This window comes from Chryseobacterium sp. MYb7, assembly GCF_002979455.1.
GTDB lineage: Bacteria > Bacteroidota > Bacteroidia > Flavobacteriales > Weeksellaceae > Chryseobacterium.
Genome location: NZ_PCOU01000015.1, coordinates 1 through 11,057, shown reverse-complemented (window position 1 = coordinate 11,057; position 11,057 = coordinate 1). Strand labels below are relative to the sequence as shown.

The 11,057-nt window shown below is 36.0% G+C and carries 12 protein-coding genes; 3 read left to right on the top strand and 9 right to left on the bottom strand.

Annotation, left to right across the window (positions count from 1 at the left end; all coding sequences use genetic code 11):
• Window positions 1–90: 90 nt before the first annotated feature.
• Window positions 91–1,188 (top strand): TauD/TfdA family dioxygenase, encoded by a 1,098-nt coding sequence (locus tag CQ046_RS13035; protein WP_105702668.1) that lies wholly within the window; start codon window positions 91–93, stop codon window positions 1,186–1,188.
• Between the two features lie 129 nt (window positions 1,189–1,317).
• On the opposite strand, the gene CQ046_RS13030 is transcribed toward CQ046_RS13035, so the two are convergent.
• The 7 genes from CQ046_RS13030 to CQ046_RS13000 all read right to left on the bottom strand — a co-directional run bounded on the left by CQ046_RS13030 (window position 1,318) and on the right by CQ046_RS13000 (window position 7,291).
• Window positions 1,318–2,130 (bottom strand): alpha/beta hydrolase, encoded by an 813-nt coding sequence (locus tag CQ046_RS13030; protein ID WP_105702667.1) that lies wholly within the window; start codon window positions 2,128–2,130, stop codon window positions 1,318–1,320.
• 161 nt (window positions 2,131–2,291) lie between these two features.
• Window positions 2,292–2,867: a Crp/Fnr family transcriptional regulator gene (locus CQ046_RS13025; RefSeq protein ID WP_105702666.1), complete on the bottom strand. Its 576-nt coding sequence runs from the start codon at window positions 2,865–2,867 to the stop codon at window positions 2,292–2,294.
• Window positions 2,868–3,012: 145 nt separating this feature from the next.
• On the bottom strand, window positions 3,013–3,534 hold the full coding sequence (locus CQ046_RS13020; protein ID WP_105702665.1) for a GNAT family N-acetyltransferase: 522 nt from the start codon (window positions 3,532–3,534) through the stop codon (window positions 3,013–3,015).
• A 17-nt stretch (window positions 3,535–3,551) separates the two neighbouring features.
• The gene (locus CQ046_RS13015; RefSeq protein WP_105702664.1) at window positions 3,552–4,133 is read right to left on the bottom strand and encodes a nucleosidase; all 582 of its coding nucleotides are present in this window, start codon (window positions 4,131–4,133) and stop codon (window positions 3,552–3,554) included.
• 103 nt (window positions 4,134–4,236) lie between these two features.
• Entirely contained in the window at window positions 4,237–4,938 is a 702-nt protein-coding gene (locus CQ046_RS13010; protein WP_105702663.1) for a DsbA family oxidoreductase, read from the bottom strand.
• A 249-nt stretch (window positions 4,939–5,187) separates the two neighbouring features.
• Window positions 5,188–6,354 carry an MFS transporter gene (locus CQ046_RS13005; RefSeq protein ID WP_105702662.1) on the bottom strand — a complete coding sequence of 389 codons (1,167 nt, stop codon included), beginning with the start codon at window positions 6,352–6,354 and terminating at the stop codon, window positions 5,188–5,190.
• Window positions 6,355–6,361: 7 nt separating this feature from the next.
• The gene (locus CQ046_RS13000) at window positions 6,362–7,291 is read right to left on the bottom strand and encodes an alpha/beta hydrolase (protein WP_105702661.1); all 930 of its coding nucleotides are present in this window, start codon (window positions 7,289–7,291) and stop codon (window positions 6,362–6,364) included.
• 156 nt (window positions 7,292–7,447) lie between these two features.
• Between CQ046_RS13000 and CQ046_RS12995 the strand changes: the two genes are divergently transcribed.
• A complete protein-coding gene (locus tag CQ046_RS12995; protein ID WP_105702660.1) occupies window positions 7,448–7,825 on the top strand; it encodes a winged helix-turn-helix transcriptional regulator in 378 nt (125 codons plus the stop codon).
• An 83-nt stretch (window positions 7,826–7,908) separates the two neighbouring features.
• Here CQ046_RS12995 and CQ046_RS12990 read toward each other — a convergent pair whose 3' ends face one another.
• Complete coding sequence (locus tag CQ046_RS12990) at window positions 7,909–9,093, bottom strand: MFS transporter (protein ID WP_105702659.1); 1,185 nt, start codon at window positions 9,091–9,093, stop codon at window positions 7,909–7,911.
• Window positions 9,094–9,338: 245 nt separating this feature from the next.
• Here CQ046_RS12990 and CQ046_RS12985 point away from each other — a divergent pair, with 245 nt between their 5' ends.
• Window positions 9,339–10,070, top strand: coding sequence for an MBL fold metallo-hydrolase (locus CQ046_RS12985; protein WP_105702658.1), 732 nt, complete (start codon window positions 9,339–9,341; stop codon window positions 10,068–10,070).
• 17 nt (window positions 10,071–10,087) lie between these two features.
• Here the strand turns inward: CQ046_RS12985 and CQ046_RS12980 are convergent, their stop codons facing one another.
• Window positions 10,088–10,429: a helix-turn-helix transcriptional regulator gene (locus CQ046_RS12980; RefSeq protein ID WP_105702657.1), complete on the bottom strand. Its 342-nt coding sequence runs from the start codon at window positions 10,427–10,429 to the stop codon at window positions 10,088–10,090.
• Between the last annotated feature and the right edge of the window lie 628 nt (window positions 10,430–11,057).

Genomic DNA, 11,057 nt, shown 5'->3' with positions numbered 1-11,057 from the left:
GTAATTATTACTAAATTTGAACCAGCTATTGTTATTTAGAATAATTAAAAACAAAGATAAAAATTATTACTTAACACCAAATTTTTTTTAATGAATTCTACAGAAATTTTAGATAAAGACTGTTTAACAGCGGTAAAACTGCTTCCTACGGTCATAGAAGTCACCTCTCAGGAAAGAAGAATGATAAAAGATGCGGCTTTGCATCTTCAGAAAAAGTATGACAATTATGAAAACCGTGATTTTATAAAGCATGTACATCAGCTGGCGTCTTATTTCTTACCGGAGAGAATTTTAAACATAGCGGCTGATTTTGCGAGTGACTTTTCAAAAAATCAGTATGGTGCACTGATCTTTACAGGATTAATGGATATAGATCAGGAGGATATAGGATCTACCCCTCCGAATTGGCAGGCGGCAGATTATTCGAAATTTAATTTATATGGTTTTGCGTGTGCTCTTATTCATGGGGCACTTCCATCAAAGCCTGTGCAATATTATTCACAGCGTAAAGGAGGTGGACTGATCCATGCCATCATTCCTGACGAAAAAATGAAGGAAACACAAACCGGATCAGGATCTTCAACAGATTTATATGTACATACAGAAGATGCTTTTCTGAAACATCAGGCTGACTTTTTAAGCTTTATGTATGTAAGAAATGAGGAGCAGGTTCCTTCCACTCTTTATTCAATCCGTTCTCATGAGTCTATCGGAGAAAATTACAGACCTCTTTTTGAGCGTATTTATAAAATCCCGAAAGATGCTAATCTGGAAACAGCAGAAAATGAAGAAGAGACATTAGATTCTGTATTGTATGGGAATTACAGCCTTCCGTTTATGAGATTTGATGCTGCAGAACAGCTTTTCAATTCCAGCATAAGACAATCGGAGGAAGCGCAAAGTACGCTGCATGAGTTCTGGGAAGAAGCTAGACATTTGATTTACTCAGGATTTACGCCTCAGGCAGGAGACGTTATTCTGGTAAACAATCATTTATGTGCTCATGGGAGATCGGCTTTCCGTGCAGGAGTAAGAAATATTGACGGAATAGAACATCCGTGCGAGAGAAGAATCATGCTTCGTATGATGAGTAAAGTGAGCCTTATTGATATGAGAGCACATACACTTACAGAAGATCCGTTCTTTGTGATAGAAGAACATTTGGGTAAAAACTTTCAACATTTTTAATATGCTGACTTATTAGCAATTTTTAACATCAATCAATCGAAATCCTTTTTGCGCTATGCGCAAAAAGGATTTTTTTATTTGATTTTAAGTTTTGGCCTTAGCCGAAACCTAAAATCAATGGGGTATAATTTACTGTTTAAAAAACCTGTCAAATAAAGACAACTGTTCAGATAATGATCTGCTCCAGTATTCAGGGACATGTCCTCCCAAAGATTCGGTGTAGAGATGCTGGATTTTCATTTCTGTCAGCTTTTTATGAAAATTTCTGTTCATATTGATCATTTGAGTATCTTCTGTACCACAGTCGAAAATATATTGCTGCTCTGCTCCGGCCATCAGTTTTATTTTGCTGTCAGTGAGGAAATTGGGATTGATAGATTCCAACGGTCCCAATACTTTATTCACCATATATTTTTGATATCCTTCTCCAAATGAATTGAAATCCAAAGCTCCACAAGAACTTCCTACAATACCAAATGTCTTATTATAAGTAACTCCGATATTGGTTGCTCCGTAACCTCCCATACTCCATCCTAAAATTCCGCGAAATTTTTTCTCTGCTTTCACAGGATAATTTTTATCAATAAACTCTACCAGCTCTTTCCCAATAAAGGTTTGATATTGTGAATCTTTAATGATTGGGCTATCCACATACCATGAACTGTAGTTACCATCCGGAAGTATATAGATGGTTTTAAATTCCTGTGCTTTTTTAACCAGATCCGGAATATCTTGCTTAATAATTCTGTCCGGATTTCCACTGAAACCGTGAAGAATATAAACTGATGGATAAGTTGTGTTAGGTTGAAGATTAGGGGTAATGATTACTGTTTTAATTTTTTTATTCATTTTCGGACTGAAAATTTCCTGATGAATAATTTTTTGTGCTGATAGCTGAATACATGCCGTCAGTACAAATACAATGTTGATAAGCTTCTTCATGTTGAAAAATATTTAATGAATGATAATCACAGGTTATTAATGGTAGAACATATAATGTACCAATGATCTTTTGACAGAGCAAAATTGCGGCAGAAAAAGAGAAAAAGCCTCAACATATGTTGAAGCTTTTGTTAATTTATTTTCTAGTTGAATTTACAATCTCAGCTAACATCCTTTTTGATCCGGCTTAGCTGTGTAGGTGTAATTCCCAGATAAGAAGCAATATGGTGTTGTTTCAGCCTGTTATACAAAGATGAATTTTCCAGTAATTGTAAATACCGTTTTTTAGCGGTTTCATACTTCAGGGATACTTCCAGCGGTTCTTTTTTTACTACCCAGTTTTTTTCCAGATAGTACAGATGAAAAAGAGCCAGATCATGATGTTTTTCGAGTAATTCTCGATAAGCTTTTGCAGGATATTGTATCACTGAGCAGTCTTCCAGTGCAATGATGTTGAAATCACTGGGCTCATTTTTAATAATGGCTGCTGTGGAAGCTACAAAACTGTTTTCTTCGAAGAAGATTTTATAAATATTATTCCCTTGTTCATCCTCTGTATAATAGCCTATCAATCCGGACTTTACAAAATAATAATACCTTGCCATAGAACCGGATTCCAGCAGAAGATCATTTTTGTGATAATATTCTTCTGTACAGATACCCAATAAATCTTTAACTGTTTCTTCGGATAAAGGATAATACTGATGAATATGCTTTACAAATTCAGAATGGTTCATTTGGGAATATTTTACTCAAATACAATTGCCTTACTTTCTGTCTTTTAATCACAAAATTTCTGATAAAAAATTAAAATCCCGATTTTTCTCAAATTTTAAAACATAATTATCTGTGAAAATCTGCGTTATCTGTGGTTAAAAAAGTTTAATCCAGCATTTTTTTCATCATCAGATCCGTCTGTTCTTCTTCTCCTAATCTGAAAATATGTTTATCAAACTCAACAAATCCGTTTTTTCTATAAAATTGTAAAGCTCTCAGGTTCTCTTCCCATACTCCAAGCCACAAGTAAGATTTCTTGAGTTGCTGAGCAGTTTCCAAAGCCTGATCATAAAGTAATTGTCCAACTTTTTTTCCATGATGGCTTTTCTTTACATAGATTCTTTCAATTTCAAGGCTCTTATCATCCTGAAGTTCTGTTTGGGCATTGCCCGTATTTACTTTAAGATAACCTACAGGATTGTCTTCTTCCCATGCAATATAGAAATGAGAATCAGGGTTATTGAGCTCCGATTTTATCTTTTCGGTATTGAAGCTTTCTTCCAAATATTTTTTCATAGCTTCTTCCGTATTATCTTCTGCAAAAGTTTCAGAAAACGTTTCTATACCTAAACTTTGTATAATTTCTACGTCCTCAGCTGAGGCTTTGTTAATAATGATGGAGCTCATGATGGTAAGAATAAATGTTATGAAAAAAGAATTTTCTTAAATGCTTCAGAAGCCAGATGTACCTGTACACTCCAGTCATCTGCAGCATCGCTTCCGGCATCATCGGAGATATATTTCAGGCATAGAAACGGGATGTTTTCCTTTTGGGCAATCAATGCCAGTGGATAAGCTTCCATGTCTACGATATTATAATCGGTTTCGGAATGATTCATTTCAAAGCTATCACCACTTCCGCAGATTCCTTCTTTCAAGGTGTCCATTTTAAGACCGTATTCCAATACAGGTGGAACTCCGGATAATGGGGTTTCGTATAGTTTAAATCCAAGACCTCTTACATCCATATCTCTCTGGATGAATTTTGTACAGCATACTACTTCACCTTTGTGAAATCCTTTACTTCCGGCAGAACCTAAATTCACAATCAGTTTAGGTTTTCTAGCATGAATTTCTTTGGTTAATTCAATTGCTGCGTTCACCTTTCCGATGCCGGTAATTAATTTATTTTTAGCGTTGAATACTGTTCCCGCTTCGGAATCTAATGCAAAAACAAAAAGGGTATCATCAATTGAATAATGACTTTCGGTGTTAATTTTTATCATTGAGAAATTAGATTTATACAGTTATTACCACTGTATGACAAAGATACGAGACTCTATTTAATTAAAAACCCCAAAATAAAACTATTTTGGGGTTTTTGATATCTTAAATGCTGCATCCGTCTGCATCACAGGAGGCTCCGTTTTCACCGGAAAGATCCTTAAACGGGCTCACCGTTTCTTTATAAGTCTGTTGAAGTGCATTTTCAAATACTTCCGCAGGCTGAGCACCGGAAACGGCATATTTACCATTCAAAACAAAGAAAGGAACTCCGGAAATACCATTGTTTCTCGCTTCCTGAATATCCTGGTTGACTTCATCGTCCAATTGATCCGTTGTAACTGCCTGTCTTGCTTCTTCTTTATCAATTCCTAAATTTTCAGCAAGAGATACTAAAACTTCTGCATCTCCTACATTTTTCCCGTCAATAAAATGAGCAATAAATAAAGCTTCTTCCATTTCATTGGATTTGTTGTGCTTTTTAGCCAAATGAAGCAATTTATGAGCACTGAAGGTATTGGTAATTAGAGTTTTTTCAAAATTAAAATCAATTCCTGCTCCTTTTCCCATTTGAGTTACCTGACCAAGCATTTGGGTAGCCTGAGCTTCAGGGAAACCTTTCTTTTCTCTGAAATATTGAAGGGTATCCTGAGTTTCTTTCGGATCTAAACTTGGATCCAGCTGAAAGCTCTTCCACTCTACTTCAACTTCATCTTTAAAAGGAAGCTTATTCAAAGCCTGCTCAAAATTATTCTTTCCGATATAACAAAACGGACACATCACGTCCGACCAGATTTCTATTTTCATTGTATTTAATTTTACATCAAAAAACTGTTTAAACTTATCAAATAATATAAAACCATTAAGAAAGATTTAAGTAATAAAGTATAGTTAAGATGAATCATTCTGATTTTTAAGCTTAAAGCGAAGCTCATCTTACTACTCTTAAATGCTTAATTATAAATCTTAATGGATCAAAATAAAAGTTTAACCCAGTTTCAAATTAATAATGCAAAGATAGTGTATTTTATTTAATGTAACAAAAATTATTACAGTTTAACTCTGACAGGTGGAAAGCACCTGACTACGTTTCTTTACTATCATTTTTAAGATCATCATCAGAAATGCAAGAAGCCCAAAAACAACGCCTATCCATGGAATATACTCTACGCCCTTTGTAACGATTACCCATCCTCCGATTGTAGTTCCCACCGTAACTCCAAGATTTCCGAAAGATGTAGCAAGGCTGTTGGCAAACTCCAGTGAGTCAGGTGCTGAAGAAATCATATACGTAGATGCATTCAAAAAGCTTGGTGAATACAGAACCCCCCAGATTCCAATAACTGCTATCGTTGCCCATAAGTTTCCATCAGAAAAATAGAGAAGAATTGGCACTAGAATGGTTCCGGAAAGAAAAATAGCGGTTGTACCTGCTACATTTCTATTGAGCATTTTTCCGGCAACTCCATTGGCCATCACTCCGATAATTCCGAATAACAAGAGCATATAACTTACCATTGATGTATCCATTCCTTTGGCTTTGTTTAGATAATCTGCAAAATAACTGTAGGTAGAAAACCAGGCTGTAATCATGAAAAAATTAGTCAGTGTACTCAGAACAAAGGGGGGCTGCTTCAATATTCTGATCTGATTTCCATAAGATTTCTTCTCTTTCACAGGCATGGGAGGAAGAATAAAATAAATGACTACCAGAGCAATCAGACTTACCATAGTCTGTATCATAAATGAATATTCCCAGGACCAAAGTCCTGCAATCCATGTCGCAAAAGGCACAGTGGTTACCATGGCAATGGCGACTCCATTAAATACAATTCCCATTAATTCATTCTTTTTCCGGTGATCTGCCTGAGAAACTGCCACTGATAATGCTGTTGCAATATACACAGGCTGAAGGAATGCAGGCAAAATTCTCACCAGCATCAGTAGCCAGAAAGGAGGCGAAAAAGAAGACACAAATCCAGTAACCAGAAACATGAAAATAGCAGTGAGCATTATTTTTTTACGGTCAAAACCTGATGTAAGCAAGGTCATAAAAGATCCTGTAAGGGCAATGATCAAAGCAAAAGCACTTAAGAGGTATCCCGCTTTGTCTATACTGATTTTATAATGTTCAGCAACCTGCGGGAGAATTCCGATGACCCCAAATTCTGTGGTAATAACCGCTATAAATCCCAGACATCCAATGTATGCATATTTTTTCATGCTCCTTTTATTCACCAGATTTTAAATTTTGATGGACAAAATCAGCCATTTCATCTACTGCAGACTGTACTTCTTCCAACAGTTCTCCCATGTGCATAAATCCATGAACCATATCTTTGTAAAGGCTTGTTTTAAGCTCAACCCCTCCATTTTCCATATTTTCAGAAAGCTGTTTTCCATCATCTAATAAAGGATCATGCTCTGCCAGAATGATTAAGGTAGGCGGTGTTTCTTTAAAGTCTTTGATCAAAATAGGAATCGCAAGGGGATTATCTTTTTCTTCTTCCGGAAGATAGCCAGCCCAGGCTTCTATACCACCTTGTTTGTTAAGAACTGGACCGTTTTCATAGATTTCCCAGGTTTTAGAGTTCAATTGATTGTCTACTGCAGGATAAATCAATACCTGAAATTTCAACTGTTTTCCTAGCTGAGTAGAAACTGCCGTTGACAAGGCACCACCTGCACTGTCACCAATGATTCCAACCTTATCAGGATCAATTCCTAGAGATTCTGCATTGTCGAATACCCATTTTACCCCATCAATACAATCATTTAAACCAGCTGGAAAAGGATGTTCCGGAGCAAGACGGTAATCTATAAAAATCACTACAGACCCGGTTTTATTAGCCAGTTTACGGACTACAGCATCGTGGGTTTCATATCCTCCAGCTATAAACCAGCCTCCATGAATATAAATAATAGCTGACGATTGTTGGATTTCTTTTCCATGAGGACGATAAATTCTAATAGGAATCTGATGACTTTCCTTTGAAATATGCAGTTCTTCAATCATGGCTACTGATTCTTTTTTACCACTAAGCTGAAGAGACATGGTTTCCAGAAATTTACGGGCACCATCTAAAGAATTTTGAGGGTTGAAAGGCTGTATGGTTTCTAAATGATTTAAAATCTGCGTTATTTTAGGCGTTAATTGCATTTTTATTTTGATTTAAATTATTGTTCCTGCGGAGAACATGAGCGCTATTGTTCTTTATTGCAGTATATTTTCTGTTTTGATGAACAAAATTAAATCTCAAACCTTACATTTGCATTGTATACAGCTAAATGTATGGTACTAACAAATTTGTAAGTAATGGGTAAAATAAAAGAAAATTCAACGAATAATATCAACAAACAATATATACAGGGATGTGATCTGAGCTATGCGGTATGCAGAATCGGTGGACGTTGGAAGCTGATTATTTTAAACAAGTTAAAAGACGGAAAATTACGTTTCAGTGAGCTTAGAAACTCTATTTCCGGAATAACGGAAAGAATGTTGACGCTTCAACTGAGAGAGCTGGAAAAAGAAAGCTTAGTAAAGAGAACAGTTCATGCAGAAGTTCCGCCAAGGGTAGATTACGAACTTACAGCTATTGCCCGTGAGCTGATCCCCATATGGAAACAGCTTGACGAATGGGGAGGAAGACACAGAGAATTAATGCAGGCACAGGAAAATGCAGAAGAATGATCATAAAAAAGTTTCGGGGGATTTTATCGCAGATAAAATCCCCCGAAACTTAAAAAAATCAGAAATGTAAAACAAATTCTGATTTATGCTTTATTGACTCTTTTACAAAATAATATATGCGCTATCAAAGCCAATACACCAAATACAGTTCCTACAAGGCATACACGACTCCATTGAGCCTTTTGCCAGGCGATAGAAGCCAGCCAGGTTCCCAATGATCCTCCGATAAAGTAAGATACCATATACACAGTATTCAGCCTGTTCACAGCATTTGATTTAATCAAAAAATAATTGGTTTGATTCATAATATGGCTCGACTGTACTCCTAAATCAACAAGAATTACCCCTACAATCAGCCCCCAATACGTTTCTCCTGCAAAATAGGTAAAGCCCCAGCTTCCAATAACGATTAATAAAGAATACAGTATGATTCGGTTAATATCCAGATATTTTTGCAATTTTCCCACTTTGGCTGCGGCTAAAGCGCCTACAGCACCTGCCAATCCAAAACTGCCCACTACAGAAGATCCGGCATTAAAAGGAGGTTTCTCCATATGAAAAACCAGTGTGGTAAACAAAGCACACATAGATCCAAATGCCATTGCTCCACGGAATGATGCCAGCTGAAGGACAGGCTGTGTTTTCGCAAGCTGGGCAACAGAACGCATCAGTTCTTTGTAGGTACCTTTAAAGTTAGGAGACATTTCAGGAAGCATTTTATAGACAGCCAGCCAAACCAGAATCATCAGTCCTGCCGCAATACCAAACATGGCTCTCCAGCCCCAAACCTCTCCTACAATTCCTCCTATAAAACGGGAAAGAAGAATTCCTAGCAATAACCCGGACATTACCAATCCGATATTGGAGGATTTTTCTTTATCTGACGATAGTTCTGCGGCAATGGGGACAAACAACTGCGGAATAACCGATGTAGCTCCAATCAGTAAGCTGGCAGCATACAGCATCCACAACTGAGTAGCAAAAGTCATCCATAAGAGCGATCCGAACACCAGAAACAAATCAATTAAAATTAATTTCTTGCGGAAAAACTTATCTCCCAACGGAACAATCAACAGCAATCCTAACGCATAGCCTATCTGCGTAAGTACAGAAATTTTACTTGCAGCACTCTCAGAAACCTGAAGCTCTTCAGAAATGAGGGCCAGTAAAGGTTGATTATAATAATTGTTGGCGACTACAAGCCCGGAAATAATGGCCATAAGCCAGATCACAGTCCGGGAAATACCATGGGAAGAACTCTCCTGCATTACGTATAAAGTTTTATTTGAATTGAAAGTAATCCAACGGCAGCTACCGCCAGATTTTTAAGAGATCAAAGATAATCATTAAAAAAAGAATTGATCAGCTTCCTTCCTTTACATTTTCATGAATAGCGCAGGATTTTGCAATAAGTAGAATAATTTCAGCATTCTGCCTCTATGATTGTTTTTATTGATAATATATATCGACGAAAAACTTTTTGAATATTAGAAATATTGAGGAAATTTGCAGCATGAAAATCATTCTACTCAAAGAAGGCAATTTTTCGGCAAGTAAAACCAAAGACTTTACCCTTTTAACTGAAGAAAATTTTGATACAATCGGAGGAATCAAAATGTCTGTTCAGCCGTTTCTTATTATTACTGAAAATGATTATATCCTTTTGGATGCTGGAATTGGCTGGAAAAATGACTCCGGAAAAACAGTGGTTTCAGAAATTCTGGAGAGAGAAAATATCCGTCCTGAGCAAATAACAAAATTACTGTTGTCCCATCTTCACAAAGATCATATTGAAGGAGCTGTGAAGCTTACGGAAAATGGTTTCGAGGCTGCTTTTCCGAATGCCCAGATCTATATCCAAAAACGTGAACTGGATTTTGCGATGGAAAAGAAAGGCAATCCTTCTTTTGATTTTGATATCCTGGAAAAATTGATCAAACTTCCAAATATTATATGGATGAATGAAGATCATGGACAGATCACAGATGAAATTTCCTATGAAGTAGTAGGTGGCCATACCCCTTTTATGCAGGTTTTCTGGATCAAGGAAAATGGGGAAACGGTTTTCTACGGTGCTGATGACCTGCCACAGGCTTCCTATTTAAAATATCACTTAGCCTATAAAAGTGATTTTGATGGCAGAAAAGCAATGGAACTAAGGCTTAAGTGGGAAAAAGAAGCAAGAGAAAACAATTGGAAAATTCTTTTGTATCATGATCTGGACAAAGCCATAATAAACGTTTAAATACAGAAAAAAATGGTTTAAAATTCATTAAACCATTTATAAATATCAAATTCAGAAGGAATATTCAGTTTTTTTCTGATCCTGTTTTTCCTGTTTTGTATTGCTTTTGGGGTTACAAAAATATAAGTTGCAATTTCCTTAGTAGTCATATTGAGCTTAAGATAAATACAAAAGATCAATTCAGAATTTTTAAGGGAAGGCTGTATATTGGATAACTTTTTAAAAAAATCAGGATAAACCAGTCTGAATTTATTCAGGAGACGAGGAGAATTCGACTTGGCCAATGCCATTATCTCGTCTTGTACAAGAATCTTTTGTTTTAAATCCTCTAAGTTAGTTTCAGGTTTTCTATTTTTCATAATACTTTTTCATCTACGCATTTCAGATGCCACATCTTTTGTGTATCTGTACAAGTTTTTTCTCTGATCAATCTGTTTCCTGATAATATAATATCGTGAACAAAATAATTTCTATATATTCAAAAATTAATTGTTTTTTTTAACGTAATCTAATGATAAATAACATTTAGTTGTATTCAGCAAATGATTAAGTAAAAAAACATCACCTATAAATTTCGGTTTATATTTATACTGGCAAAGAAAGAAAAAATGATTAAAATTTTGTTAAAACCGTGTACCACATAGATACCACGTTATCTTTTGAGCTGAAATATCATAACTGCTTTTATCAGCCCGTTTCTTCATTATCTGCTTTGCCATTTTATAATTGTAAATGTAATAGGTTCCTATGTTTACTTTTTATGATCTGGATCAATGTTTTCAGCGTATTCATACCGGAAATAAACGGAATAAGAAATAAAAAGCCGGATCGAAACCTAGTCGTGGTCGGAAGAAATTTCCGACCATTTTTTATGTTTTAAGTTTTGAAGACTTTTGCAGGATCACCCCCCGCAAATATTATTAGAATTGCGGTAATCATATCCCGAAGTTCCATAGCGATGCGTCTTTTAGCTGTTTTATATCCTAA

Coding starts and splice junctions, on each gene's coding strand:
- CQ046_RS13035 (WP_105702668.1), top strand. CDS start 91: ATGAATTCTACAGAAATTTTAGATAAAGACTGTTTAACAGCGGTAAAA.
- CQ046_RS13030 (WP_105702667.1), bottom strand. CDS start 2,130: ATGAAGAAGCTTATCAACATTGTATTTGTACTGACGGCATGTATTCAG.
- CQ046_RS13025 (WP_105702666.1), bottom strand. CDS start 2,867: ATGAACCATTCTGAATTTGTAAAGCATATTCATCAGTATTATCCTTTA.
- CQ046_RS13020 (WP_105702665.1), bottom strand. CDS start 3,534: ATGAGCTCCATCATTATTAACAAAGCCTCAGCTGAGGACGTAGAAATT.
- CQ046_RS13015 (WP_105702664.1), bottom strand. CDS start 4,133: ATGATAAAAATTAACACCGAAAGTCATTATTCAATTGATGATACCCTT.
- CQ046_RS13010 (WP_105702663.1), bottom strand. CDS start 4,938: ATGAAAATAGAAATCTGGTCGGACGTGATGTGTCCGTTTTGTTATATC.
- CQ046_RS13005 (WP_105702662.1), bottom strand. CDS start 6,354: ATGAAAAAATATGCATACATTGGATGTCTGGGATTTATAGCGGTTATT.
- CQ046_RS13000 (WP_105702661.1), bottom strand. CDS start 7,291: ATGCAATTAACGCCTAAAATAACGCAGATTTTAAATCATTTAGAAACC.
- CQ046_RS12995 (WP_105702660.1), top strand. CDS start 7,448: ATGGGTAAAATAAAAGAAAATTCAACGAATAATATCAACAAACAATAT.
- CQ046_RS12990 (WP_105702659.1), bottom strand. CDS start 9,093: ATGCAGGAGAGTTCTTCCCATGGTATTTCCCGGACTGTGATCTGGCTT.
- CQ046_RS12985 (WP_105702658.1), top strand. CDS start 9,339: ATGAAAATCATTCTACTCAAAGAAGGCAATTTTTCGGCAAGTAAAACC.
- CQ046_RS12980 (WP_105702657.1), bottom strand. CDS start 10,429: ATGAAAAATAGAAAACCTGAAACTAACTTAGAGGATTTAAAACAAAAG.